Source organism: Streptomyces sp. NPDC051183 (genome assembly GCF_040682455.1).
In the GTDB taxonomy this organism is placed as follows: Bacteria; Actinomycetota; Actinomycetes; order Streptomycetales; family Streptomycetaceae; genus Streptomyces.
Genome location: NZ_JBFBBA010000003.1, coordinates 164,299 through 188,110, shown reverse-complemented (window position 1 = coordinate 188,110; position 23,812 = coordinate 164,299). Strand labels below are relative to the sequence as shown.

Here is a 23,812-nt window from a genome sequence, read left to right as displayed (position 1 = left end):
GCGCAGTGCCTATCGTGGTCGTCCGGCAGCCGTCCGTCGCAGAGCAGGAGGACCCGACATGCCCGTGGCAAACGCCGAGGTGGAGGTACTGATCGTCGGCGGTGGCCCGGTCGGGCTCACCGCCCGGGCGCTGCTGGAACGCTGGGGCGTGCGGACACTGCTGGTCGAGAAGCACCGCGAGCTGTCCCCTTTCCCCCGGTCCCGGCTGGTCAACGCGCGCTCGATGGAGATCTTCCGCCGCCTCGGGCTCGCCGCCGAGATCACGGCCAACGCGTTCCCGCCGGAGTTCGGGCGCATCCGCTTCCGCGACACCCTGTACGACCGGGACTTCGCCACGGCGGCCATGGTCGGGGTCAACGCGCCGATCCCCGAAAGCCCCGTGATCGGCGTGGTCACCTCGCAGGACCGCCTGGAGCCCACCCTGCTCGGCGCGGCGGACGCACCGGTGCGGTTCGGGGTCGAGCTCACCGGCCTCGACGAAGGACCCGAGGGCGTCACGGCCCTGCTCGTCGACCGCCGAAACGGTGCGGAGACCCGTGTCCACGCCCGCTACGTACTCGCCGCCGACGGCGCGAACTCCACCGCCCGGCAGCGGCTGGGGATCGGCACGACCGGCCCCGGAGCGATGGCCGCCATCACCACCGTCGTGTTCGACGCGGACCTCGACAGCTGGTGCGCCGACCAGCCCGCCGGGGTCTACTTCACCGCGCACGGATCGTTCCTCCCGCTCTACCCCGAAGGAGGTTGGGCCTGGTTCGGTCCCACGCCGGAAGGCGCCGAGCGCGCCGACTGGCCCGGCCTCGTCTCGCGCGCCCTCGGCGCCGGCGCGGGTGTGAGGGCCGAGGTACTGCGGGTCCAGCACTGGGTGATGAACGCCTTCGTCGCCGAACGCTTCCGCCACGGCCGGATCCTGCTGGCCGGGGATGCCGCGCACGCGATCCCCATCACCGGCGGCCTGGGCATGAACACCGGAATCGCCGACGTGCACAACCTGTGCTGGAAACTGGCGGGAGCCGTCCAGGGGTGGGCCGGACCGGCCCTGTTGGACACCTACGAGACGGAACGGCACCCCGTAGCCCACCGGACCCTGCGGCAGGCGGTGGCCAACACCCAGCTGATGTTCCAGGCGCAGACCCTGCGCCGCGAACAGCTCCGAGCGGCCGAGGAACCGCCGGAGCAAGTCGAACTGCCCTGGTCGGAACGGTACTTCGCCCAACTCGGCCTCGTGCTCGGCACCGCCTACCGGTCCGCCGCCGTCCTCGCCGACGGCAGCGCCGCGCCCGCCGCGCCCGCCCCGCCCGAGCCGTCCGAGTCGTCCGACGGAGCCACGGACTACGTCCCCACCGCGGAGCCGGGCCACCGCATGCCACACCTCTGGCTCACGCCCGACCGCTCCACGCTCGACGCCTTCGGCGAATGGTTCACCCTGCTCACCCCGGACCCCGCCCGTTGGGAGCCGCAGGCCGCCGCCCGGTGGCCGCTGCGCATCGAGCCACTGACCGACGAGCACACCGGCCTCTGCGGCCTCTCCCCGCGCGGAGCGCTGCTCGTCCGGCCCGACGGCCACATCGCTGCCCGCTGGAGCGACCGTTCATCGGGTGACTCCACCCTCCGCCAGGCCCTCGCCGCGGTCACGGGCTCGACGAACGACACGCCACGTCCGACTTAGACACGGGCCGCGATCGCCCGCGCGCACAGCAGGGATTCGGTGTGCGTCGTGTCCACCTCCAGGTCGTAGAACACCCCCTCGTGAACCACCTCCGCCTGCGCGGCGGCCATCCCCTGGACCCGGTCTCCCCGTGCGATCTCACGGCCCGCGGCGACCGCGGTCTCGCACCGGACGCCGACCCACAGCACGCCCAGTCCGCCGAGGGCCTTGCGCCACCGCTGCTGGGACTCCGCCGCGCCGAGGAAGACGTCGTCGATGATGACCCCGGCACCTGCGCGGGCCATCCCCGCGACACCTTCCATCCAGGCCGCCTCCAGCGCCCGGAACTCCGCCCCGACGCTCACCCCGCCGTCGGCGGCGAAGACGATCCCCTCGTCCGACGCCTGCATCCTCGCGGGCATGGCGTCCACGAACGAGTCGCACCCGAACGCCAGCCACGGATCCTGCAGTACGGCTTGCAGGCACCGTACGATCCCGGACTTCCCCGAGCTGGAACCACCGTTGAGAATGATCACCTGAGTCGTCACCGCGCCACAGTAGGGCGCTGCCCTACGGCGCGGCAGCGAATATCGGCACCCCGGTCACGGGACCCTCCGTGGACGGAAGGGGCCTCCGGCCTCTTCGTACTCGGTGCCGTGGTCCGCGATGTCGCCGGTGACGAGCAGGGCGTCCACGGGCCGGCCACGGCCGACGAACAGCCGCGCCCGGCGGTACGGGGCCCTGTTCGCGCGCGCGGTCGGCCCGGCTCCGCCCAGCCCGGCCGACGCGAGCCGCCTCATCCCGGTCGGCGAGGCCCGGTCCGGGACCCGCGAGCGGCTGCACGCGTTACGGGCCCGGGCCGCGGTGGAGTTCCTCGCCGGCCCGCAGCGCGCGCACCGGCGCTCCTGCCAAGCATCGTGCTGCGTCCGCTACTTCGTGCGGAGCCACGGCCGTCGGGCCTGGTGCGAGCCGTCCTGCGGAAACCGCGCCCCGTCGCCCGCCATGTCGAGCGGCACCGGTCGACGAAGCCGTGATCCGGCCGGACCTGACGTGACGCTCGCAGCACGTCAGTCGGTCCGGGGCCGGTCCCGCAGTTGACGTTCTGCCGCGTTTCGAACGCGGCGGGTCCGACCGCGTTCGGCCAGCAGCCCCAGGGCCTCGGGTGAGCTCACGATCTGCGTGGTCGCGACCATGCGCTGGAACCAGTCGGACGCGCCGGTCAGCTCCTCGGCGGCCCACGGCTCGCCCAGGGCGAGGGTCCGCAGCAGGGTCCACTCGCGCAGGCGGCGGGTGAGGAAGCCGCGGTCCGCGATCACCTCGGCCATGGTCCCGGCCCAGGCCGGGAAGCCGGGCAGGGCCAGGAGATCGGCGGCCCGGCCGTCCAGATGGAAGCTCACCGCGCTCTCGGCCATCCCCTCGTCCGGGTCGCGCAGCACGGCGGCGAGCAGGGCGACCTCGTCCGCCTCGGCGACGGCCTCAAGAGCCCGGAGGTAGTCGGCGTAGCGCAGGTGCTCGGCGGGTTCCGGTTCCTCGTCGGTGTCGGTGTCGGTGTCGGGTTCGGCCGCGGTGTCGATGCCCGGCCCGAGCAGGTCGGCGGCCACGCGGACCTCGTGGGCCAGCGCGGGCAGCCCGGCCGCCTCCGCGGCCCGGGCCAGCTCCGCGTGCTCCGCCCGGAGCGTCGCGCCGAGGTCGCCCCGCCGCCAGCCCGCCGTCGGCCGGGACGACGGCGGGAACTGCGGGCCGAGGCGGCTGTCGAGGACGCCGACGGCCTGGTACAGCGCCTGCCGAGCCGCCTCCGGCGCCCCCGCGCGCCGCTCCAGCGCGGCCAGGTCGGCCAGGGCCGCGCCGCGGTCATACGGCTCGTCCTGGAGGGAGGCGTACAGCCGACGGGCCCTGGCGGCGTGGCGGAAGTCCCCGAGCTCCGCCAACTCCGACGCCAGCGCGCCCAACAGCCTCCCGTCGCGTGGCCCGGCGCCGTCCAGCAGCCGCAGGAACGTGGCGCGGGCCAACTGCTCCCGGCCCTGGAACGCGGCCAGTCGCGCCCACTCCAGGGGCGGAACCCGCTCGGGGTCGTCCCCGAACTCCGCCGCGTCCAGCGCCCGCGCCCACACACCCCAGCCCTCGGCGGACCGCGGGAACCCGTACTCGTCCAGTGCTGCGCGCTGGTGCGGTTCGGCCTCCAGCAGCGCCACCACCAGGGCGTGGTCCGCGGCCTCGCCGTGTGCCCCGACCAGCACGGCGGCCTGCAGGAAGTCCCAGGTGCCGCCGTTCGCCGCCTCGTACCGCAACAGCGCGCGCAGCAGCGGCAGATCCGTGGCCCGCCGGTCGTACCGTGCGGCGCCCGTCATCGTCGCCCGGCGCGGGTCGTCCGCCATGACCTCCGCCCAGCAGCCCTCGTCCGCCCGCATCCGGGCCAGGTCCGCGCGGCCGGATCCGAGCACCGTCTCCCACAGCGGCGGCCGCGGCAGCTCGTGCAGCAGCCGGTACGGGCCGCCCTCGGCCGAGTTCAGGAGCAGGAAGTCGGGCTCCGTGCGCAACAGGGCCCGGCGGACCCGCGCCGCCAACTCGGCGACCGGCCGCTGCCGCAGCCCGAGCCCGGCGAGCAGCACCGCACGGTCGGCCGCGAGCGAGCCCTCGTAGTACTCCTGCTCCTCCTCGTCGGCCGCGGCCACGAGCGCGGCAAGTCCGGGGCCGTCCAGCGCCGGATCGACCTCCTCGCACCACAGGCCGCTCGGCAGCCCCACGATGTTCTCCAGCGCCTCGTCGAGGCTGTCCCCGAAGAGCGCGTACTCGCCTTCGGAGCCGGCGAACAGCACCTCGCCGCCCGCGCACAGGAAGTACGTACCGCCGGTGTCGGTGCCCGCTATCGGCGTCAGCGCCGCGCCGGAGGCCAGCTCGACCTCCTCGACGTGGTCGGCGCGCCCGATGTCGAAGCCGAACGGGTACGCGGCCAGGGCGGCGAGGTCGGGGCGGGTGCGCAACAGGTGCAGGGCGCGGTCACGGTGCGTCATGCCCGGACCATAGCAGCGCCCTCCGACACCGGCCGTCCGGGCCGTCGGCGCCGTCGACGCGGAGCTCCCGGCCGCCTATGATTCCGACGCCCCATCGCACCTCGAACGCACATACCCACGCAGGGGATCGGCGGCCTCCGGAACCCGTACCGGGACGCTGCCGCCCCGCTGAGTTCGGAGGTTCCTTTGAGCACACTCCTTGGCACTCCGCGCAGCGCACGCACCCCGCGCACCCCGCGCCGCATGGCAGCACTGGCCCTCGGTCTGACCGCCTTACTGGCCGCCCCGGCCGTCCCCGCAGCCGCCGCCGGGTCGGCCGCCACCCCGGCGTCCCACAGCGTGGCGGCCGCGTCCGCTGCCCTGGCCGTGGTCAACCCCGGCAATCAGGTCAGCCTTCAGTACGACGCCGCCCACCTCCAGATGTCCGCCACCGGCGGCACGACCCCGTACACCTGGTCGGCCACCAACCTGCCGACGGGCGCGGTGATCAACCCCACCACCGGGTTGATCACGGGCCTGCTCCGGGGCAGTGGAACCCGTACCGTCACCGTCACCGCCAGGGACGCGGCCGGCGCGACCGCCGGCACCACCTTCACCTGGCGCGTGATCCGCGACGCCTGCCCGCGCTGCTGACCCAGCGCCCCGGTGCGCGACCGGGCGGCCCGGGGCCGAGGCGAGGGCCGGGCGGGCCCAACCAGGCGTCCGGCCCCGCCGACCGGGGTGTTCGAGGGCCCGGGGAGTGATGGATCCCCCCGGGCCCTCGAGTCGCGGATGCCGCGGGGGACGCGGGTCTGTCTATCTGCGACGTAGAGAGAAACGATTCACCCCGGACGGGGTTACGCCGTGGCCCCTCCTCGGGGGGAGTTGTCGTCCCGTACGCGCGGCATGCCAGACTGGCCGCCGGCCGGAGCCGAGGGCTCCGCATTCGGACAACAGGGGCGCAGCGTTGGGAATCAGTGTTGAGGGGCAGATAGACATCGCCGGTCCGGTGGGCAAACTGCTCCACCGGCGGCCGTTGAAGAACGCCACCGTCATGCAGTCCTTCGGCATCGACCCGGTCACCGGCGAGATCTTCGTCCTCCAGGTGCTCCCGGGCGGCGCCGGCCGCGGCGACCTGACGGTCACGCGCCTCGACGGGGCGGGCGGCATCACCGGGTCCATGGAGCTGCGGGGCTTCGGCCACGGCGTATCCATGGGGGTGGAGCACCGCTCCGGCGTCTCCCGCCTGTGGACGGAGACCGCCTCCGTCCCCACCGGCGCCGAGAACGACGGATACGGCACGGCCGTCACGCACTTCGAGTTCCGCGACGGCTCCGTGCTCGACTACGGATCCCCCCTGCACGCCGCGCCGTACACGCCCGTCGCCGGCGCCACCAACGTCACGTGCACCATCGACCCCACGACGAACCGGCTCGTCGTCCGGTTCAAGAGCGGGGGCATGAAATTCGAGGCGTACGACCTGGCGAAGGCCGCCACCGGGGTGTGGGAGCCGCTCGCCCGTATGTCGCAGCCCGACCCCAAGGGCGTCTTCCAGGGGTACGCCGCCCTCGGCGGGGTCCTCTACATGCTGGCCGGAGAGGCCACCGCCCCCGGCAACCCGGCGCCCGGCAACACCTATCTGACCTCCGTCGAGTGGCCCACGGGCACCGTCCTCGACCAGCGGTTGGTCACGGCAGGGCCCGGTCTGGAGTACCGGGAGCCGGAGGGCATGGCCGTATCGGTGCGCGGCGGCGTACCGCACCTGCACTTCGGCTTCGCCTGCGAGGATCCGGGTCCGCGTACGTGCACCGTCCTGTCGCTGTCCGCGGCGCCGGAGGCCGATGGCGTCAAGGTGCTCACCGATTGGCAGCCGATCCAGCTCGCGAGCGGGGTGGCCGTGGACGGCAACGCCCCCCGCGGCCGCCTGATCAGCATCGGGGGTACGACGACGCTCCAGCTCAGCGGCGGGGTCCAGGGAACCTTCACGGCCGACGCCAAGCTCGGCACGCTGCCCGACGCGCTGGCACCGAGCATGGTGGCCCGCGCGAACGTGCCGCGCAACAACAACGGCGGCTACTGCGTGGCAAGGGTCGAGGCCAACACGAGCCGCGAACTCTGGCTCTACGGCGGTCGCAGCACGAACGCCATCACCTGGGCCCAGTTGGACAGCTTCAGCGCGGTCTGGCGCTGACCGGCTCCCCCGCCCGTCCTTTCCCCTCCCCCTCCCGGTTCGCCCGGCACCCTTCACCCCGTCAAGGAGACGCCCCCGCCATGTCCCGGAACCGCCGCAGCATCCTCGGTGCCGTCCTCACCCTTCCCGCCGCGCTGGCCGCCGGCAACCTCCTCACCTCGGCCCCGGCCGCCGCTGCGGAGAGCGCGGGCGGCGTGGAGGCACAGCCCTGGGCGGACATCGTGCTCGACCCCGGCATCACCGCGCAGGCGGGCGCGACCCCGCAGGTCCGCCTGATCACCATCGCCGGCACCGTCTTCCTGCAGGCGCGCGGCGCCGTGACCTGCAACCTCACCGCCGACACGAAGATCGGTACGCTCCCGAACGGCCTCGTGCCCACCTGGTACGTGCGCGCCGCCGTCCCGCGCAACAACAGCCAGGGGATCAACGCCTGCCGCCTCGAAGTCAAGCCTTCCGGCTCGGTGTCGGTCTACGGCGGCAACGAGGGCAACCCGATCACCTGGGTCCAGCTCGACTCCTTCCAGGCGATCTGGCGCTGAGCCGGGCCCGAGAGCGGCCCGGGGAAAACCTGCTGTCCACCGGGGCGTTGGCCCCTTAGTATGATCCACCATGCTTACGAACGAACAAGTGGTCGAGCAGGCCCTGGGCCGGATCAGTGCGGGCTACGTCTTCCCCGAGAAGGTCGCTGTCATCGAGGCCGCCATACGGGGCCGCCTCGCGGAGGGTGCGTACGAGGGCCTCGACGACCGGCAGCTCTGCGAGACGGTGACGGCGGACCTCCAGGAGGCGTGTCCGGACAAGCACTTGCGGCTGCTCTGGACGGACGAGCCGCAGTCGCTGGAGCCGGTGGACGACGACGGCGGAGAGGCCGCGTTCCTCGCGCTGCTCAGGGCGGAGGGCCAGGGGATCAGCCGCGTCGAGCGGCTGGAGGGGAACGTCGGGCTCATCGACGTCCGGCGCATCGCGACCGCCGTCGAGGGCGCGAGCGCGATCGGCGCGGCCATGCAACTGGTCGCGCACACCTCCGCGCTCGTCCTGGACCTGCGGGAGTGCCGCGGCGGGTCGCCGGAGGGTGCGGCGATGTGGTGCAGCTACTTCTTCCGCGACGACCAGGTGCACCTGAACGACATCTACGACCGGAAGACGGACACGACCCGCCAGTACTGGACGGCCGGGCACCTTCCCGCGCCCCGCTACGCGGACCGCCCGGTCTACGTGCTCACGAGTGGGGACACCTTCTCCGGCGGCGAGGACGTGGCGTACACCTTGCAGGCGCACGGCCGGGCCGTGGTCGTCGGCGGGACGACGCGGGGCGGTGCCCATCCGACGGCCCGCCACGCGGTCGCCGAGCACGTCCTCGTCACGGTGCCGGCGGCACGGAGCATCAACACCGTCACCGGCACCAACTGGGAGGGCGTAGGGGTGGTTCCGGACGTACCGGTACCGGCCGACCAGGCACTCGAAGAGGCCCTGAAGGCAGCACTGCGCCAGGTGCACCGGGAGGACGCGGAGTCCCGCTGAGGCAAGCGGAGCCGGTGACCTCGGGCCCGGACGGCCCGGGGTCAGCGCGGCCGCAGGCCGTCGAAGACCACCTCGAAGATCCGCTCCCGGGGCGCCGGATCCGCTCCGAGCTGTTCCAACGCCCGGCCGGTGCCGGCGAGCAGGGCGATGAACTCCGGCAGGCCCAGCTCCGGGCGGACCGCCCCGGCCCGTTGTGCCCCGGCCAGCAGGCCGGCCAGCCGACCCTGGATCTCCAGGGTCGGCTTCTGCAGGGACGCGTGCACGTCCACCCCGGCCGCGGCGAGGGCCTGGGCGAACTCGTTCTTCCCCTCGGACTGTTCCACCACCAGGCGGAAACAGGCGAAGAAGGCCTCGGCGGGATCCGACTCGGCGGCGAACCGCGCCGTGTGGGCCGCCATTTCCTCCAGGCGGCGCACCATGACCGCCTCCAGCAGGGCTTCCTTGGTCGGGAAGTGCCGGAAGAGCGTGCCGATTCCGACCCCGGCGGTCCGGGCGATCTCCTCGGTCGGCACGCCGACGCCGCGGGTGGTGAACACCTCCGTGGCGACATCCAGCAGCCTGGCCCGGTTGCGGGCCGCGTCCGCCCGCAGCGGGCGCTCCTGAGCGCCACCCATCCCTTTTCCGCCTTTCGCCGTCGACGGACGAACCGCCCTGTAGACAATCGGAGTTGCCAGTCCGTATCGTAAACGGAGTCGCTGGTCCGATTCTATCCGCGGATCCCACCGGAGGTTGGTCATGCCCGAAACGCTGTCGCCGCGCGAGGTCTTCCAGAAGCTGATCGAGGGCATCGGCGAGGGACGGTTCACGGAGCTCGCCGATCTCTACGCCGATGACGCCGTCGTCGAGACCGTCTTCGAACCGGTCGGTCCGCGCCGGATCGAGGGCCGGGCCGCACTCAGGGAGAGGTTCGCCCTGGTCTCCACGAGTTCGCCCGTGGAATTGACCCCGGCGAACGTGGTCGTCCGGGAAACCGACGACGAGGAGGTGGTCGTCGCCGAGTTCGACTACCACGTGCTCCACCGGGCGACCGGGCGGACCTTCGAAGCCGCCAACATCCAGGTACTGCGGGTCCGCGACGGCCTGATCGTCAGCAGCCGCGACTACCACGACCACCTCGCCCTCATCGTGGCCGGCGGAGCCCTGCCCCAGCTGGTGGCGGCACTGGAGGCCGAGTAGCACCCGTACGGCTCCCCGTGCGGCGCCTCACCACCCGATCTGCGGTTCGCCCAGGACCTCGCCACCGATGTGCGCGGCGAGCTCCCTGGCCCGGGGCAGGTCTCCGAACTTGCCCACACACGATCGCACGCCTCCGCGACCGCAATTCGCGCAGGCGCTACGTCGCCGCCCCGCCCAGGAGCACCCGCCCCAGCGGGGTGAGGGCGTGGAGGACCCCGCTGCCGTCCCGCTCCGTCGTCAGCAGGCCCGCGGTGCGCAGCACGGTGGCGTGGTGGCTGGCGGTCGCGGGGGACGTGCCGGTGCGCCGGGCTAACTCGCCCGTACTCGCCGGGGTCTCGACGGCCCGCAGGACCCGCGCGCGGGTGGCGCCCAGCAGCGCGGCCAGGGCGCCGCCCGGGCCGGGCGGCGCGGGCGATGCGGACGACGCGCGTGGCGCCGCCCAGACCGAAGCGTAGTCGGCGAGGTCGAGCGCGATCGGGTAGCGCAGCACCAGCGGCCGGCCGGGATCCGCGTTGTCGAGCAGGGCCAGGGGCTCGGGCCAGAAGAACGTCGGGACGAGGAGGAGCCCGCGCCCCGAGAGCCGCAGGTCGGCGTCGGTCCTGCACGGGACGTGCAGCACGGGCGAGGCCCAGCGCACCTCGGGATGCAGGGTGGCGAGGAGCCCGTCGACACCCGAGTCGGCCGTGACCAGCGCACGCCGCGAGCGATCGGCGTGCGCGGCCGCCAGGAGCTGCGCCCAGTAGGGGGCCACGGCCACGGCGTGGTACTTGAGCAGGGCGTTGCGGACGAGAGCGCCCCACTCCCGGTCACCGTGGTGGAGCGCGTGGATCCAGCGCGGGGCGTGCGGCCGCAACTGCTCGGTGGCGAGGAAGTCGGCCGCCCACTGGTGACGCGGCAGCGACCAGGTGTGGTCGAGGCTGTCGGGGAGCGTGGCGGTGGCGGCGTGGGTGAACGCTTCCGGTACGTACTCCCCGGCCCTGGCGGGGGCCAGTTCGAGCAACGGCCGCATCGAGGGCCGAAGGCTCCCGCGTGTCCGCGCGCGCCATCCCGCCAGCGCGACGCCGTGCGGGCCGCTGCCCTGGAGCACGGGCAGGCTCAGGATCGTTTCGGCGAGCGGGTCCGGGGACCGGGCGATGCGTACGCGTGCGAGGTCGTCGGGGGCGAAATGGACGCGCAGCACCGTCTCTTCTCCAGGGTCGGCCGCGCCGGCGGTACGGCGATGGGACGGGGTGTCAGATCTCGGGAGCACGCTAGTCGCCGCCTTGCGGGGGCCGTGGTGCCGAGCCTGGTATCTGGCCGGGAGGCTGCGCGTGGCGCGGAGTTCTGTCCGGATTCGGGATACGTCGAAGGGCGTTGTCCGCCGCCGTCGCCCGCGGTGACACTGGGCCGGCCGAGGTCGTGGGAAGGGGGAGCAGGGGGAAGGCCACGGCCTCGGCCGACCGCACGCCGCACTTCGATGAGATGAGAAGAGACGCCATCATGAAGTCCTTACGCCCGTCCCTCCCGCGCACAGGTGTCGCCGTCGGCGCGGTGCTCGCGGCCGTCGGCCTGCTGGCCGGGCCCGCACACGCCGGTCCGGCCGCCCCGGGCCCGGTCGTGCCGGCCTCCGCCGCGAGCGCCACGGCCGACAGCGGCGAGACGATCATCCGGGGCACCAGCGGGCTGACGCGCGGCCAGGCCTGGTACTCGCCCGACGGCCGGACGATGCTCGCCATGCAGACCGACGGCCACGCCGTCCTCTACCACGACGGCGTGGCCGTCTGGACGGCCCGCGGAACGTACGGCGTCGGCAACACGCTCTACATGCAGGCGGACGGCAACCTGGTGGTCTACGACGCCGCCATGCGCCCGGTGTGGTGGAGCGGCACCCACTACCACCCGGGTGCCCACCTGGCCATCCAGAACTCCGGGAACCTGGTGGTGTACTACGGCTCGACCCCGCTGTGGTGGTCCAACTTCCACCCCGGAACGGGCCCCGTCGACCCCGACCCCGAGTGCACCCCGACCCCGAACAGGCTCTGCCCGTAGAGCGGCGCCGATCCCGCGGACGCGGCCGGGGCCGGCGAACCCCGGCCCCGGCCCCGGCCGCGTCGGCTACTCGGACCGACTCCTGCACAGCGCCGTGTCCACGACGCCATCCAGACGCTTCGTGGCCGCCCCGCCGATCGGGATGCTCGTCACCGCGATGTTGACGGCGTGGCCGTCGTCGGTGACCCCGCCCCGGGTCTCGTATCCGGTGATGTCACCGCCGTGGCCCCAGTAGACACCGCCGCACGACAGGGGCCGGCTCATGAGCCCCAGTCCGTACCCCGCGCCGGTGTTCCCGATGGGGACGGTGGTGCGCATCTCGGCGAGCTGGGCCGGGGAGAGGAGGCCGCCGGCCAGCAGGGCGGTGAAGAAGCGGTTGAGGTCGGAGTTGGTGGAGATCATCTGACCGGCCGCCCAGGCCGCAGAAGGGTCGATCTCCGTGGCGTCGCGCAGGGGCGCGTCCGCCGCGTCCCGGTGGTAGCCCCGCGGATGGCGTTCCCGGACGGTCATGTCACCGGGGGAGGGGAAGTAGGTGTGGCGCAGGCCGATGCGCTTGATGACGCGCCGGTCCACCTCCTCGCCGAGGGGCCGGCCGGTGACCTTCTGGACGATCAGGCCGGCCACCACGTAGTTCGTGTTGCTGTACGCCCATTTCTCGCCGGGGTCGAAGGCGGCCTTGCGCCGGAAGGCGATGTCCAGGAGGTCGCGGGGTTCGAAGTACCGCTGTCGAAGCATGTCCTCGGTGACGAGGTCTTCGTAGTCGGGAAGCCCGCTGGTGTGCTGGAGGAGTTCACGGACGGAGATGCGGCTGCCGTCGATCCCCTCCCCGCGGACGACGCCCGGCAGGACGCTGTCGACCTTGGTGTCGAGACTGAGTCTGCCCTCACCGACCAGTTGCAGCACGACCACGGCGGTGAACGTCTTGGTGTTGCTCCCGATCCGCACCTGACCGTCGGCCGGCACCTTCGAACCCGTGGCCAGGTCGCCCACCCCCGCGGTGTAGTTGCGGGTACGTCCATCACCGCCCCGGACGCTCGCCAGCGCAGCCGGCAGGCCATCGGCGTGCACCAGCGCATTCAGGCCCTGCTGGACGCCGTCCGCCCCGGCGGCCGCAGACGCCGCCGGCGGAGCCACGGCGCCCATCGCCGCGAAGCCGACGGCCACCACCGCGGCCGCGGCCGACACCGCTCTGCGACCGCGACCGCCCTGCCGCCGGGACGAACGGAACCTGCGCTCTGTCTGCTGACGCACGAGTCAACTCCTGCGGAATCGTTGGGAAACCGGCGGTATGTGCCGGTCCCAGCTTGTCCGGATGCGGCCGCCGCAGCGATCGTGCTACCCGCCGGCTCCAGGTGGGGCTAGCCCCCGTCACCCTGCCGCCGGGGCTCCGCGCGCCGGGTGAGGGAGGGGATGCGGACGGGGGCGATGAACGTGCCGCGTTCGGGTCCGGCTCCGACGACCGAGAAACAGACGCGGTCGCCGTGGGCGAGGTTGCCGGCGGTGTGGTCGGCGTGCAGCAGGGCCAGGGTGGAGGGCGAGACGGTGTTGCCCAGTTGCCGGACGTTGCTCGGTGCCGTCTGCCGGGACAGGCCCATCTCCTCGATGAAGGCGTCGACCAGGGTGGGGTTGGCCTGGTGGGTGTAGAAGCGGGCCACTTCGTCGAGGTAACCGGGGCGCGCCTCGTTCAGGTCCCGGTGGTTGAGGGTCATACCGCGGCTGTAATAGCGGGTGATCTCCGGGGCGTTCATGCCGAAGCAGGCCAGTTCCGCGGAGCCGGGGAGGCCCACGGCACGGTCGTTTCCGCCGCCCAGGATGTGGATCAGCGGATCGGTGATTCCCGGACCGTCGTCGAACGACTGGCTGTCGCGCGAGTACAGCAAAACGCCGGCGGCGTCCTCGTCGCGTTCCAGGACGACCGCCGCCGCGGCGTCGGAGAAGAGGGCGGGGCTGGCCCACACGCCCTTGCCGTACGGGTGGACGGAGTTGTCCCGGTAGGCCTTCGGGAGGGCACCGTCCTCGTCGAAGCCGACTATGCGGCTCGCGATGTTGTAGGAGATGACCAGGGCGCGTTCGGCGCGCAGCCGCGCGACGAGCGCCGCGGCCCGGGCCAGGCCCCCGCAGCCGGCCCCGAGCTGGAGCGGCAGCACGTGGTCCGGTATGCCCAAGGAGCGCATCAGGGCGAAGGCGTCCTGGTCCATCAGGATCTGGTACGGGGTGCACGTGACGACGATGACGGCGTCGACCTCGCCCGACCGGATGCCGGAGCCGGCGAGCGCCGTACGGGCCGCACCGGCAACCGCATCGAGGGAGGCGAACCGCTCCGGCCCCCAGCTCTTGCCCTCGACACCGAGGAGCCGGGTGATCTCCGGGCCGTCCAAGTGGCCGTCGGGATCGTGGCGGTGGGGGACGCGGGCGCGCTTGGCCCATTCGTCCATGGTGATGACCGGGCCGAGTTCGGTGTGGGCGCCGATGATGGCGTAAGGGAAGGGGACGGGGGTCGAAGGGGTCATCGCAGTGACCTTTCGTCGTCGGAGCGGCCGCAGTGGCCGGTATTGAAGGATCATGTCCGCCGAGGTGGCCCGGGCCAAGACCGCCGCTCCGGACGCCCCGCCGTCCAGTGGTGACCTCCAGGCCGTTTTCCCTGGTCGGAGCTGCCCATTGGGCTTTCTGCTGAGGGAACTCGGCGTCCATGGTCGGGAAGACACATTGCACATGAGGGTCTCGGCGGATTGGCTTGAGATCACACGGCGGCCGGAGGAAGCGAATGACACCCATGCTCGACGGCTGCACGCCCTGGCCCGAGGAGTTCGTCGACCGCTACTGGTCGGCCGGGCACTGGCGCGGCAACACGCTGGACAACCTGCTGCGCGGCTGGGCCCAGCAGTACGGACCGCGGACCGCCCTCGTGCACGGCGACACCCGCATCACGTACGCGGCCCTGAACCGGCGCGCGGACCGCATGGCCGCCGGGATCCGGCTTCGCGGCCTGCGGCCCGGGCAGCGCGTCGTCCTCCAGCTCCCGAACGTCCCCGAGTTCGTCATCGCCGCGTTCGCGCTGATGCGCGCCGGTGTGATCCCGGTGTTCTGCCCGGTCTCGCACCGCACGTCCGAAGTGGCCGAGCTCGTACGGATCACCCAGGCCGTCGGCTACGTCGGCCCCTCGGCGTACCAGGGCTTCGACCACACCGCGATGGCCACCGACATCGCGGCCCGAGGGCCCTTCCTGCGGCAGGTGTTCACCTTCGAGCCGCCGGGCACCTCATCCCCGTACGGCGGCTTCACGATCGACCCGTCGGGCTGCCACCACTGGCCGCTGGGCTCCGTCGACGCCCCGCCCGAGCGGCCGCTCGCGCAGAGCGCCGACCAGGTGGCGTTCCTCCTGCTCTCCGGCGACGCCGCCGAGGGGCCCAAGCTCGTGCCGCGCACTCACAACGACTACGTCCACCAGGCGCGGGCCGCCGCCGAGTCGGTGTCGCTCACCGAGAACGACGTGTACCTCGCCGCGCTGCCCGCCGAGTCCAACCTCGCCTTCGGCTGCCCCGGCATCGTCGGCACCCTCTCCGCGGGCGGCACCGTCGTGCTGGCCGAGGACCCGGGACCCGCCGCATGCCTGGCGGCCATCGGACGGGAGCGGGTCACCGTCACCTCGGTGGTACCCGCCGTCGCCCGGCTCTGGCTCGACGCACTTCCCGCGGCCCAGGCCGACTTGACCAGTCTGCGCCTCGTGCAGATCGGCGGCGACTGGCCCCTGGACAGGGCGACCGCCGAACGGATCGGGCCCGAATTGGGCGTTCGCCCGCAGCAGGTCTTCGCCATGGCCGAGGGGCCGCTGCTCCTCACCGGGCCCGCCGATCTGGACGAGACCGTGCTCACCGCGCAGGGCTGCCCGCTCTCGCCCGACGACGAGTTCCGCATCGTCGACGCCGACGGAAAGGACGTGCCCGACGGGGAGGTCGGCGAACTCCTCGCCCGCGGTCCGCACACCCTGCGCGGCTACTACCGGGCACCCGAGCACAACGCACGCTCCTTCACCGCCGACGGCTACTTCCGTACGGGCGGCCGCGCACACCGCACCCCGGACGGCAGCCTGAGGGTGACCGGCCCCGGCCAGGAGCCGTCCGGCCGCGCGTAAGGCCGATCACGGGGTTGGCGTCGCGGTTCCCCGAGCCCCGGATGACGAGACCGTGCCGTAGGCCCGGAGGGTGTCGGCCGGGTCGCCGGGGCGGCGGTGAGCCGGTAGCTCGTCGCGGTGCTGCGTTCGAGAGCCTCGGTGAGCCGGGGCAGGTAGCGCGGGTTCGAACGACGGCAACACGACCGGCCGGACAGCTCCCCGGCCACAGCGCTAGCGGAGGGCGGCGAACGCCCTGGTGAAGGCCAACGGCTGCTGGAGGATGGAACTGCACGTCGCGTCGGCGTAGTTCACCGCGCCCGCAGGGCACTGCCGGTCACGGGCCGCGGACCACATCGCCAGGCGGCCGATCCCCTTGGACTTCGCGAAGTCCACGAGCTGGGAAGCGTCGGCGACGGTGAAGATTTCGCTCACGACGTCGTTCACGCCGATCATCGGGGTGACCACGAGCGCCTTCCAGGCGGCCGCGTCGGAGAGTCCGAGCACCCCCTTGATCTGTGCTTGAGTGGCGGTCGCCGCCTGGATCGCGTACTGGCCCATGTCGCCGCTGTACGCGGGCCCGTAGTCCATCGCCATGATGTTGACGCCGTCGACCCGCACCCCCGCCCGCTTCGCGTCGGCCAGCAGCGCCACGCCCGGCTGGGTGAGGCCCTCGGGCATCACCGGGAGGGTGAACGCCACGTCCAGGCCCGGGTGCGACTTCTGCAGAGCCGCTATGGCCTGCGCACGGCGGGTGTTGGCCGCGGTGTCGGGAAGCGCGGCACCCTCGATGTCGAAGTCGACCTTGGTGAGGCGGTACTGGTCGACGACCTTGCCGTACGCGGCGGCCAGTTGGTCCGCGGTCGCGCAGTTCAGGGCCAGCTCGTGCCCCGCGGCTCCACCGAACGAGACCCGTACGTCGCCGCCCTTGGCCCGAAGGGCCCCGATCTGCGAGGCGACCTTGTCGCTCGCGAGGTCGGTGACGCCGCCCCACATCGGGGTGCAGCCGCCGCCGGAGGTGATGAAGGCGAGATGGAACTCCTTCACGCCGGTCTTGTCCGCGGTGTCGACCAGGTCGTACGCGGGGTACAGCGAGGTGTCCACGTACGGGGCGAAGCGCGCCGCGCCCGCCGGGGCGGTGGGCGCGGGCGGAGCCGGAGCCGTCGCCGAAGCCGACGGTGATGCGGTCCGGGTCGGCTGCGCGGTGGGCGAGGCCGTCGCGGGAGCGCTCGTACCGGGCGCGGCGGTCGGGGTGACGGTGGGGCGGCCGCCGGGCGGGGGAGTGGCGCCCTGGTCCACCGAGCACTTGGCCCCGTTGATGCGGCATGCCGTCGGATCGCCGGGGCTGCCGGTGCCGCTCGCGACGAAGCCGACCGTGACCGAGGCCCCGGGCGCCAGTTCCCCGTTCCATTCCGCAGGCTTGACGGTGATGTGCCGGCCATCGGCCGTGTGGGTGCCGTTCCACAGGGAGTCGATCTTCGTGCCGGCCGGCAGGTCGAACTCCAGGGTCCAACCCGTCTGCTTCTGCACGGTGTTGTTGGTGATCACGTACTGGCCGGTGTAGCCGCCCGACCAGGAGCTGGCCTTGGTGTACACCGCTCCGACGGAGGTGGCCTGCGCGGCGCCGGTGAAGGCGAGGGCCGTGCCCGCGATCACCGCCGCCACCACGAGCCCGCCCGCGGCCTTCGCCTTCGTACTCGCCTTGCGCCGGTGTCCGGTCGTGCTGCCCATCGCGTGCCTGCCTCTGCATTGCCGGGGGTTGGGGTGCGGCAGCACGCTAGCCGCCCCGAAACGGACATTCGTTCGTTTCGGGGTCCGGTGGGTGAGTCTTAGGTTCCGCTTAAGGAAGCGATCGGAATGGTTTAAGTCCGTCGGCCCGTTCGGGCAGGGCCGGCTCCTCGGGTACGGGACGGGGTGGTGTCGGGCGGCCGAGGAGGATGCCCGTCAGGGCGAGCACGAGCCCGAAGGCCTGCTGGGGCGTGAGGGGTTCGCCGGCGATGGCCGTGCCCAGCAGCACGCCCGTGACGGGGTTGAGGAGGCCGATCAGGCCCACCGTGGCCGCGGGCAGTCGCTGCATGCCCGCGAACCAGACCGCGAAGGACAGTGCCGTCGCCACCACGACGACGTATCCGAAGGCCAGCACGGCCGGGAGATCGAGGGCCGGCGGTGCGCCCTCGACGGCGACGGCCAGCGGCAGCAGCACCAGGCCGCCGCCCACGAGCTGCCAGGAGGTCGAGGCGAGCACTCCGGCCTCCGTGCTCCACCGCTTGGCGAGGACCATGCCGAGGCAGGACATGAGCATCGCGCCCGCGGAGGCGAGGAGGCCCAATCCGTCGACTTCCACGCTCGCGGTGAGCAGCATCAGGCTGACCCCGCCGACTCCGACGACGGCGCCGGCCAGGTGCCGCACCCCCGGGCGCTCGGCCAGGACCGCCCAGGCGATCAGCATCAGGACCAGCGGGGCGGTCGCCATCACGATCGAGGCGACGCTGGTCGGGAGCCGCTGAGCGGCCACGTAGACCAGTGCGAAGAACCCGCCCATGTTGAGGATGCCGAGGAGCAGGGACTTCCACCACCAGGAGCCGGTGGGCAGCTTCCGGCACCCGGCCAGGAGCAGCAGGCCGGCGGGCAGGGCCCGCAGCACGCCGCCGTACAGCGGGTACTCGGCGGGCAGGAACTCGCGGGTGACGTAGTAGTTCGCACCCCACGCTATCGGGGCGACAGCTGTGACCGCCGACCACCGGAGATTGGCTTCCATGGAAGCCATTATATCTTCCCAGGAAGATATAATGGTCCGGTGAAGGCGAACCACCAGGATCAGCACCAGCACCAGACGATGGACCACGTCGCTCGCATCCAGGCTGAGTGGCGGCGGGAGCGGCCCGATGTGGACGTGAGCCCCCAGGGCGTGATCGGGCGGCTGCACCGCCTCGCACCGCTGCTGACGGAGCGGCTCTGCCTCGTCTACCGGCGGCACGGACTGGGTGAGGGCGAGTTCGACGTCCTGTGCGCACTGCGCCGCGCGGGCGAGCCCTTCGAGCGTGCACCCGGCGAGTTGGCGGAGCACACCATGGTGACGACCGGCGCGATGACGAAACGGATCGACCGGCTCGAACGCGGCGGCCTGGTCACGCGCCGCCGCTCGACCGCCGACGGCCGGGGCAGGGTGGTCGCGCTCACCGGGGCCGGGCGCGAGGTCGTCGACGCGGCGTTCACCGACCACATGCGCAACGAACGCAGCCTGCTCGACCTGCTCACCGCGGAGGAGGCGGCTCAGCTCGAATCGCTGCTCGCCGCCTGGCTGACCAGGCTGGAACCGCCCGCGGACACGTAGAGGCCCCGGGACGCTCGGTCCCAGGGCCTCGGCGGCGGCGGAAGTGCGGCCCGGCGGGGCCTCGCGCTGCCGTTCCGCGGTGTTGTCGCGTGCCGCTACTGCGCGGTGCGGCCGTTCGCGAGGAGCCACTCGCGGTTGAGGGTGCCCAGCGGGATGCGGCGCTCGATGACCGGAGTGCCGAACAGGGACAGCTCGAAGTGGAGCTGTCCGCTGAGGTCGAAGCCGCCGTGCACCGCCCAGGAGCCGTCCACCGAGGTCTTGCCGTCGGTCGACGCGCTCGCCCTGGCGTCGGCCTCGCCGCGCAGGTACGGGGCGAAGTCGGCCGTCACGCCGACGGCCCCGTACAGGCCGACGGAGGCCTCGGCGCCGAGGGCGCCCTTGACCCGTCCGGCGGCCGTGACGCTCGCCTTCACCGGGGAGCTCTGCACGGCCGACGTGCTGACGGGGGTCCAGCCCTTGCCCGAGGCGTAGCTGCCGCCGACGCGGAAGTCGCCCTTGACGTCCTGCTGGACGTCGAGGGTCACACGGCCGTCGGCCTCCACCTGGACGTAGCAGGTCAGGTCGAGGTTGACGACTACGGGCACGGGGCCCACCTGGATGACGGGGGCGCTGTGCAGCTTGGCGAACGGGATCCGCTTGGGTGCCCCGGTGCTCGCAGCGGCGCGGCCCTTGAGCTCCCACTGCGAGGACCAGTCCCCGCTCATGCCGAGGAAGGCGGAGCGCGGGCCAAGGCCACCGCCCGAGCTGCCGTCGTACGAGAACTCCACCTCGGGGGCCAGCTGGACGAAGCCGGACACCGAGGCGCCTGCCGAGGCGGGGGCGTCCTGGGCGGTGTCAACAGAGGCGTCCACGTCGAGCCGGAGGCTGCCGAGGGGGAGGGTCGCGCCCTTGGGCCCGAACTGCACACCCTGGCCCTTCGCCCAGGAGAAGGTGACGCCCTTCATCAGCGGCTCTACGGTGACCGAAGCCGGGTCGACCGGCACCTTGCCGTCGGCCTTGTCGTCGTTGAGGACGGAGGCCAGCGTGGTGGAGGCGGTCTTCACCTCGGTCCCGCGGTCGGTCCTGCCGAGTACCTCGGTGACCTTCGCGAGCAGGCCGTCGGGGGCGCCGGGCGCCGGAGCGCTGGCGATGACGTCACCCACCGCGACCGGTTGCCCGGCGGTGGGGGAGGAGCTCGGTGCAGCCGAACTCCGCTGCGGAGCAGCGGATATGACGGCCCGTCCGTTCCTCTTGTCGTAGGAGGCGACCTTCAGCGAGGACTTCACCGGGCCCTTGCCGGTGCGGGTGCGGGCGACGGCGGTGGGAGTGGGCGCCCCCTGCGGAGCGGCGGCCACGTCGAGCTGCTGCGTGCCCTCGGCCGTCGGCGCGAGGGTCGCGGGGCTGCCCGGTTCGGCGGCGTTGGTGTGCGCGGTCGAGGCGCAGCCGGTGGCGGCGAGGGCCAGTGTGGTCAGGCCGGGGAGTAAGAGGCGTGTGGCGAACGTGCGCACTGAGGTGTGACTTTCGATGGGGGGAGGTGTTACTCGCAAGTAACGCGAAAGTCGATCATGTCATGTGTGCACGGCGGCAGTCACCTCGGTCTTCGGCCAACTCATCGGCCCGACAGGGTGATTGAACCTTCATTCAAGTGCATCGGCCGGCCGCCGCCCGGCAGCGTCAGCGGCAGGCCGCGAGCGGCCGCCGGGCAGTATGGCGGCATCGGGAACGTGCTCCACGGGCCGCTCGGCCGGTCCTAGGCTTCCGCGGCCTTCTCCTCGGCGGGCGCGGTCCCGGGAGTCGCGGCGACGGCGGAGGCCGGCCGCTCGGCCGCCGCCAGGGGGGCGGTGTACATCACCGAGCCCTGCTTGTGCTCCTTCTCGATGGCCCCCTTCTTGGTGAGGTTTTCGAGGGTGTTGCGCACCACCTGGGTGGAGGCCGTACGGCCGGGGTGGGCCTGGGCGAGTTCGGTGGCGACCTCGCTGACCATGCGGGGTTCGGACGCGCCGACCAGGAGGGCGAGGACGAGCTCGCGCAGCGGCGGCTCCCCGACGCTCACCTTCGCGTTCGCGCTCGCGTCCGTGCTCGCCTTCGCGCTCGCGCCCGCGTCCGCCACGGGGGTCTTCCTGGCCGTCTTCACGGCGGGCTTGCGCACGGCCGCCTTGGCGTTCGTGCCGGAAGCGGGAGCGCCCGCGGCCTTCTTGGCCTGCGGCGCCTTCCTGCCGCGCCGGGGCTGCGGGACGGTCCCGGCCCCGGCCGTCGGCGCGGGCTCCGCCGACTCCTGGCCCCCGGCGGCAACTGCCTTGCCCTCGGCCTTCGGGGGCAGCCCGCTCTGCATGCCGGAGAGCCAGCCCTCGTCCGTCTTCAGCTGCTTCAGACGATCCTGGAGCTCCGAGATCTGCGAGGAAACGGCGTCCTGTTCCTTGCGGTTGGTCTCAAGGTCGGCGGCGAACCGCTCCGCGTACACGTTCTGGATGGTCGTGGTGTCGGGCTCGTTGGCCATTGCGGGCTCGCTTTCTTCGTACCTCGCGTTGTTGCTGCGGGATGCTACTCACTTTCAGGCCGCTGCTGTGCCCTCCTGGCAAGATGCCCTGCACTGATACGCGGATTCCTGCCCCCACGGCCCATCCGGCACGGCACGGCACGCACAACAGCACCCAACGAAACGATCCGCCCGGCCTTCGGTCACGCAGTCCCGGGGCGCGAGCGCTCCGACAGGCGGGCGGACAGCACCTGGCCGAGCGCCAGCACGCTCAGGCCGAACATCAGGACACCCAGGGGGACATGGAGCGTCGCGTTGCGCGCGATGCCCAACACCACCTGCACCGAAGCGAGTACGAGGAAGCCGGACGCGTGCAGGATGGGCCGCGGCGAACCGCCGCCCGGCCGCCACGCCAGGATGGCGGCGAGTACGTACAGCATCGACGCGCCGTACATCACGCGCGCTCCGACCCCGTGCAGCAGCTCGCCGTGGGACGAGGACAGCAGCAGTCCGGCGGTGGCCGCCTGGAAGAATATGGCCAAGGTCTGCAAGGCGATCGCGACCTGCAGGAACGTGGACTTGCCGGGTACTGCCGTGATCTGTGCGGCCATGACGTGGCCCCCTCTTCTGCCTCGCGGCGGTGGATCGGTACTGTCTCGGTACTCCGACGACGTGGCCCCGCGAAATGTGAGGCGAGGAGCGGAGAGCGGTGGCGGACGACACGGAACAGGGAACGGTCGCGAACATGAGCACGCCCACGAGCACCCCGTCCCAGCCGCGGCACGACCGCCCCGAGCCGGCCTTGAGCACGATCGTCGGCGAGCGGCGGCATCTGACCAACCTCGCCTACCGGCTGCTGGGTTCGCTCTCCGAGGCCGAGGATGCCGTACAGGAGACGTACGCCCGTTGGTACGCGATGTCACGGCCGCAGCAGGAGGCCATCGAGTCGCCCGGCGCCTGGCTGACGACGGTGGCCGGCCGTATCTGCCTGGACATGCTCGGCTCGGCGCGGGCCCGGCGCGAGCGCTACGTCGGCGAATGGATACCCGAGCCGCTGCCCGAGCGTACGGAGTGGTTCAGCGGGCAGGCCGGCGGCGACGGGGCGGAGCCGGTCGACCCCGCAGACAGGATCACCCTGGACGAGTCGGTGAGCATGGCCTTCCTCGTCGTACTGGAGTCGATGACGCCGGCCGAACGCGTGGCGTTCATCCTGCACGACGTCTTCCGCTATCCCTTCGCCGAGGTCGCCGGGATCGTCGGCCGGACGCCCGCGGCGTGCCGCCAGTTGGCCACCTCGGCCCGTCGACGCGTACGTGCCGCACAGACCCCGGCGGTCGCGACGGCCGGACAGGCCGGCCTGGTACGGCACTTCAAGGAAGCGTGGGAGGCCAAGGACATCGAGGCCCTCGTCGGACTCCTCGACCCCGACGCGACGATGGTCTCCGACGGCGGCGGCCTGGTCGGCACAGTCCTGCACCCGGTCGAGGGCGGCAGGAGCATCGCCCAGTACCTGATCTTCATCGCCGACAAGGCTCCCGGGCTGACGCTCCTGGAGCGGACGGTCAACGGCCGGCCCGGCCTGGTCGCCCAGCATGCCGGAGTCACCGTGACCGTAGCGGCGTTCGGCCTCGGTGACGGCGACCGCGTCACCCGCATCTGGGCGGTCCGCAACCCGGAGAAGCTGCGCCCGTGGACCGAGTACGGACGCGGCTGAGGTCCGCGGGGTCCGGGCTCCGCACCACCGTGGACAAACTCACTGGCGGGACCGGGTCTCACACAAGAGGATGGGGCGCATGAGCGAACAACCCGCGCGCTGGACCCAGTCGACCGTCTACCCCGACATGTGGGCGGACCCGGAGGACGACCCCCGCAACAGTGAAGGAGTCAGTCCGGACGGTGAGCTCCCGACGCTCGACGACTTCCTGACGGGCTACCGCACGACCCTGCGGATGAAGTGCGAGGGCCTGGACGCGGAGCAGTTGGCCCGCCGCTCGGTTCCGCCGTCGACGATGTCGCTGCTCGGCCTGCTCAGGCACCTCGCCGAGGTGGAGCGGGACTGGCGCAACTGGATCGGAGAAGGCGACCCGCTGCCCAAGCTGTACGGCAAGCGTGACGGGGACTTCGACGGAGCCGTGGCCGACCAGGCCGTGGTCGACGCCGCGTACCGCGACCTGGAGCGCGAGCAGGCCGAGACCGACGCCGCCCTGGCCGCCCACCCGGATCTGGGCGAGCGCGTGGGGAAGGACGGGATCGCGGTGCGGGAGCTGATGGTGCACAGGATCGAGGAGTACGCACGCCACTGCGGGCACGCCGACCTGTTGCGCGAATGCGTCGACGGACGGGTGGGGCAGTGAGGCACCG

Annotated in this window: 23 protein-coding genes and 1 pseudogene; 12 read left to right on the top strand and 12 right to left on the bottom strand. The window is 72.5% G+C overall.

Annotation, left to right across the window (positions count from 1 at the left end; genetic code table 11):
- The first annotated feature begins 58 nt into the window (after window positions 1-58).
- Entirely contained in the window at window positions 59-1,669 is a 1,611-nt protein-coding gene (locus AB0M99_RS04100) for an FAD-dependent monooxygenase (protein WP_365917081.1), read from the top strand.
- On the opposite strand, the gene cpt is transcribed toward AB0M99_RS04100, so the two are convergent.
- Together cpt and AB0M99_RS04090 are read right to left on the bottom strand one after the other, a co-directional pair.
- Window positions 1,666-2,196: a chloramphenicol phosphotransferase CPT gene (gene cpt, locus AB0M99_RS04095; protein WP_365917080.1), complete on the bottom strand. Its 531-nt coding sequence runs from the start codon at window positions 2,194-2,196 to the stop codon at window positions 1,666-1,668. The genes AB0M99_RS04100 and cpt overlap by 4 nt on opposite strands.
- Before the next feature lie 54 nt (window positions 2,197-2,250).
- Complete coding sequence (locus AB0M99_RS04090) at window positions 2,251-2,448, bottom strand: hypothetical protein (protein WP_365917167.1); 198 nt, start codon at window positions 2,446-2,448, stop codon at window positions 2,251-2,253.
- Between AB0M99_RS04090 and AB0M99_RS04085 the strand changes: the two are divergent.
- Window positions 2,387-2,682, top strand: a pseudogene (locus AB0M99_RS04085) (CGNR zinc finger domain-containing protein); the annotation flags it as partial. The gene AB0M99_RS04090 and the pseudogene AB0M99_RS04085 sit on opposite strands and share 62 nt — an antisense overlap.
- A gap of 33 nt (window positions 2,683-2,715) precedes the next feature.
- Here the strand turns inward: AB0M99_RS04085 and AB0M99_RS04080 are convergent.
- The gene (locus AB0M99_RS04080; protein WP_365917079.1) at window positions 2,716-4,659 is read right to left on the bottom strand and encodes a hypothetical protein; all 1,944 of its coding nucleotides are present in this window, start codon (window positions 4,657-4,659) and stop codon (window positions 2,716-2,718) included.
- A 186-nt stretch (window positions 4,660-4,845) separates the two neighbouring features.
- On the opposite strand from AB0M99_RS04080, the gene AB0M99_RS04075 reads away from it, so the two are divergent.
- The 4 genes from AB0M99_RS04075 (at window position 4,846) to AB0M99_RS04060 (ending at window position 8,350) form a co-directional block, all read left to right on the top strand.
- Window positions 4,846-5,292 carry an Ig domain-containing protein gene (locus AB0M99_RS04075; protein WP_365917078.1) on the top strand — a complete coding sequence of 149 codons (447 nt, stop codon included), beginning with the start codon at window positions 4,846-4,848 and terminating at the stop codon, window positions 5,290-5,292.
- 313 nt (window positions 5,293-5,605) lie between these two features.
- Window positions 5,606-6,829, top strand: coding sequence for a hypothetical protein (locus tag AB0M99_RS04070; RefSeq protein WP_365917077.1), 1,224 nt, complete (start codon window positions 5,606-5,608; stop codon window positions 6,827-6,829).
- A gap of 80 nt (window positions 6,830-6,909) precedes the next feature.
- The gene (locus AB0M99_RS04065; protein ID WP_365917076.1) at window positions 6,910-7,368 is read left to right on the top strand and encodes a hypothetical protein; all 459 of its coding nucleotides are present in this window, start codon (window positions 6,910-6,912) and stop codon (window positions 7,366-7,368) included.
- 70 nt (window positions 7,369-7,438) lie between these two features.
- Window positions 7,439-8,350 (top strand): S41 family peptidase, encoded by a 912-nt coding sequence (locus AB0M99_RS04060; RefSeq protein WP_365917075.1) that lies wholly within the window; start codon window positions 7,439-7,441, stop codon window positions 8,348-8,350.
- A 41-nt stretch (window positions 8,351-8,391) separates the two neighbouring features.
- Here the strand turns inward: AB0M99_RS04060 and AB0M99_RS04055 are convergent, their stop codons facing one another.
- Entirely contained in the window at window positions 8,392-8,964 is a 573-nt protein-coding gene (locus AB0M99_RS04055; protein WP_365917074.1) for a helix-turn-helix domain-containing protein, read from the bottom strand.
- Window positions 8,965-9,085: 121 nt separating this feature from the next.
- Here AB0M99_RS04055 and AB0M99_RS04050 point away from each other — a divergent pair, with 121 nt between their 5' ends.
- Window positions 9,086-9,526: a nuclear transport factor 2 family protein gene (locus AB0M99_RS04050; RefSeq protein WP_365917073.1), complete on the top strand. Its 441-nt coding sequence runs from the start codon at window positions 9,086-9,088 to the stop codon at window positions 9,524-9,526.
- Between the two features lie 157 nt (window positions 9,527-9,683).
- On the opposite strand, the gene AB0M99_RS04045 is transcribed toward AB0M99_RS04050, so the two are convergent.
- Window positions 9,684-10,706 (bottom strand): winged helix-turn-helix domain-containing protein, encoded by a 1,023-nt coding sequence (locus tag AB0M99_RS04045; RefSeq protein ID WP_365917072.1) that lies wholly within the window; start codon window positions 10,704-10,706, stop codon window positions 9,684-9,686.
- 299 nt (window positions 10,707-11,005) lie between these two features.
- Here AB0M99_RS04045 and AB0M99_RS04040 point away from each other — a divergent pair, with 299 nt between their 5' ends.
- A complete protein-coding gene (locus AB0M99_RS04040; RefSeq protein WP_365917071.1) occupies window positions 11,006-11,554 on the top strand; it encodes a hypothetical protein in 549 nt (182 codons plus the stop codon).
- Between the two features lie 66 nt (window positions 11,555-11,620).
- On the opposite strand, the gene AB0M99_RS04035 is transcribed toward AB0M99_RS04040, so the two are convergent.
- Window positions 11,621-12,805, bottom strand: coding sequence for a serine hydrolase domain-containing protein (locus tag AB0M99_RS04035; protein ID WP_365917070.1), 1,185 nt, complete (start codon window positions 12,803-12,805; stop codon window positions 11,621-11,623).
- Window positions 12,806-12,912: 107 nt separating this feature from the next.
- Window positions 12,913-14,064, bottom strand: a complete 1,152-nt coding sequence (locus tag AB0M99_RS04030; protein ID WP_365917069.1) for a 3-oxoacyl-[acyl-carrier-protein] synthase III C-terminal domain-containing protein — start codon at window positions 14,062-14,064, stop codon at window positions 12,913-12,915.
- A gap of 254 nt (window positions 14,065-14,318) precedes the next feature.
- Between AB0M99_RS04030 and AB0M99_RS04025 the strand changes: the two genes are divergently transcribed.
- The gene (locus AB0M99_RS04025) at window positions 14,319-15,686 is read left to right on the top strand and encodes an AMP-binding protein (RefSeq protein ID WP_365917068.1); all 1,368 of its coding nucleotides are present in this window, start codon (window positions 14,319-14,321) and stop codon (window positions 15,684-15,686) included.
- A gap of 210 nt (window positions 15,687-15,896) precedes the next feature.
- Here the strand turns inward: AB0M99_RS04025 and AB0M99_RS04020 are convergent, their stop codons facing one another.
- Window positions 15,897-17,393, bottom strand: coding sequence for a cellulose binding domain-containing protein (locus tag AB0M99_RS04020; RefSeq protein WP_365917067.1), 1,497 nt, complete (start codon window positions 17,391-17,393; stop codon window positions 15,897-15,899).
- A 109-nt stretch (window positions 17,394-17,502) separates the two neighbouring features.
- The gene (locus tag AB0M99_RS04015) at window positions 17,503-18,420 is read right to left on the bottom strand and encodes an EamA family transporter (RefSeq protein ID WP_365917066.1); all 918 of its coding nucleotides are present in this window, start codon (window positions 18,418-18,420) and stop codon (window positions 17,503-17,505) included.
- A 78-nt stretch (window positions 18,421-18,498) separates the two neighbouring features.
- On the opposite strand from AB0M99_RS04015, the gene AB0M99_RS04010 reads away from it, so the two are divergent.
- A complete protein-coding gene (locus tag AB0M99_RS04010; protein ID WP_365917161.1) occupies window positions 18,499-18,996 on the top strand; it encodes a MarR family transcriptional regulator in 498 nt (165 codons plus the stop codon).
- Window positions 18,997-19,091: 95 nt separating this feature from the next.
- Here AB0M99_RS04010 and AB0M99_RS04005 read toward each other — a convergent pair whose 3' ends face one another.
- From AB0M99_RS04005 to AB0M99_RS03995, 3 genes are all read right to left on the bottom strand, one after another.
- Window positions 19,092-20,483 (bottom strand): hypothetical protein, encoded by a 1,392-nt coding sequence (locus tag AB0M99_RS04005; RefSeq protein ID WP_365917065.1) that lies wholly within the window; start codon window positions 20,481-20,483, stop codon window positions 19,092-19,094.
- Window positions 20,484-20,725: 242 nt separating this feature from the next.
- Window positions 20,726-21,472 (bottom strand): hypothetical protein, encoded by a 747-nt coding sequence (locus AB0M99_RS04000; protein WP_365917064.1) that lies wholly within the window; start codon window positions 21,470-21,472, stop codon window positions 20,726-20,728.
- A 182-nt stretch (window positions 21,473-21,654) separates the two neighbouring features.
- Entirely contained in the window at window positions 21,655-22,062 is a 408-nt protein-coding gene (locus AB0M99_RS03995) for a hypothetical protein (protein ID WP_365917063.1), read from the bottom strand.
- Between the two features lie 134 nt (window positions 22,063-22,196).
- Between AB0M99_RS03995 and sigJ the strand changes: the two genes are divergently transcribed.
- Together sigJ and AB0M99_RS03985 are read left to right on the top strand one after the other, a co-directional pair.
- Complete coding sequence (sigJ, locus tag AB0M99_RS03990; protein ID WP_365917062.1) at window positions 22,197-23,165, top strand: RNA polymerase sigma factor SigJ; 969 nt, start codon at window positions 22,197-22,199, stop codon at window positions 23,163-23,165.
- A 70-nt stretch (window positions 23,166-23,235) separates the two neighbouring features.
- A complete protein-coding gene (locus AB0M99_RS03985; protein ID WP_365917061.1) occupies window positions 23,236-23,805 on the top strand; it encodes a DinB family protein in 570 nt (189 codons plus the stop codon).
- The last annotated feature ends 7 nt before the right edge of the window (window positions 23,806-23,812 follow it).

What these genes read in the sequence shown, in the direction of transcription:
- AB0M99_RS04100 (WP_365917081.1), top strand. Translation starts at nt 59, where the DNA reads ATGCCCGTGGCAAACGCCGAGGTGGAGGTACTGATCGTCGGCGGTGGC.
- AB0M99_RS04090 (WP_365917167.1), bottom strand. Translation starts at nt 2,448, where the DNA reads ATGAGGCGGCTCGCGTCGGCCGGGCTGGGCGGAGCCGGGCCGACCGCG.
- AB0M99_RS04080 (WP_365917079.1), bottom strand. Translation starts at nt 4,659, where the DNA reads ATGACGCACCGTGACCGCGCCCTGCACCTGTTGCGCACCCGCCCCGAC.
- AB0M99_RS04065 (WP_365917076.1), top strand. Translation starts at nt 6,910, where the DNA reads ATGTCCCGGAACCGCCGCAGCATCCTCGGTGCCGTCCTCACCCTTCCC.
- AB0M99_RS04060 (WP_365917075.1), top strand. Translation starts at nt 7,439, where the DNA reads ATGCTTACGAACGAACAAGTGGTCGAGCAGGCCCTGGGCCGGATCAGT.
- AB0M99_RS04055 (WP_365917074.1), bottom strand. Translation starts at nt 8,964, where the DNA reads ATGGGTGGCGCTCAGGAGCGCCCGCTGCGGGCGGACGCGGCCCGCAAC.
- AB0M99_RS04050 (WP_365917073.1), top strand. Translation starts at nt 9,086, where the DNA reads ATGCCCGAAACGCTGTCGCCGCGCGAGGTCTTCCAGAAGCTGATCGAG.
- AB0M99_RS04040 (WP_365917071.1), top strand. Translation starts at nt 11,006, where the DNA reads ATGAAGTCCTTACGCCCGTCCCTCCCGCGCACAGGTGTCGCCGTCGGC.
- AB0M99_RS04030 (WP_365917069.1), bottom strand. Translation starts at nt 14,064, where the DNA reads ATGACCCCTTCGACCCCCGTCCCCTTCCCTTACGCCATCATCGGCGCC.
- AB0M99_RS04025 (WP_365917068.1), top strand. Translation starts at nt 14,319, where the DNA reads ATGACACCCATGCTCGACGGCTGCACGCCCTGGCCCGAGGAGTTCGTC.
- AB0M99_RS04020 (WP_365917067.1), bottom strand. Translation starts at nt 17,393, where the DNA reads ATGGGCAGCACGACCGGACACCGGCGCAAGGCGAGTACGAAGGCGAAG.
- AB0M99_RS04015 (WP_365917066.1), bottom strand. Translation starts at nt 18,420, where the DNA reads ATGGAAGCCAATCTCCGGTGGTCGGCGGTCACAGCTGTCGCCCCGATA.
- AB0M99_RS04010 (WP_365917161.1), top strand. Translation starts at nt 18,499, where the DNA reads ATGGACCACGTCGCTCGCATCCAGGCTGAGTGGCGGCGGGAGCGGCCC.
- AB0M99_RS04000 (WP_365917064.1), bottom strand. Translation starts at nt 21,472, where the DNA reads ATGGCCAACGAGCCCGACACCACGACCATCCAGAACGTGTACGCGGAG.
- AB0M99_RS03995 (WP_365917063.1), bottom strand. Translation starts at nt 22,062, where the DNA reads ATGGCCGCACAGATCACGGCAGTACCCGGCAAGTCCACGTTCCTGCAG.
- sigJ (WP_365917062.1), top strand. Translation starts at nt 22,197, where the DNA reads ATGAGCACGCCCACGAGCACCCCGTCCCAGCCGCGGCACGACCGCCCC.
- AB0M99_RS03985 (WP_365917061.1), top strand. Translation starts at nt 23,236, where the DNA reads ATGGGGCGCATGAGCGAACAACCCGCGCGCTGGACCCAGTCGACCGTC.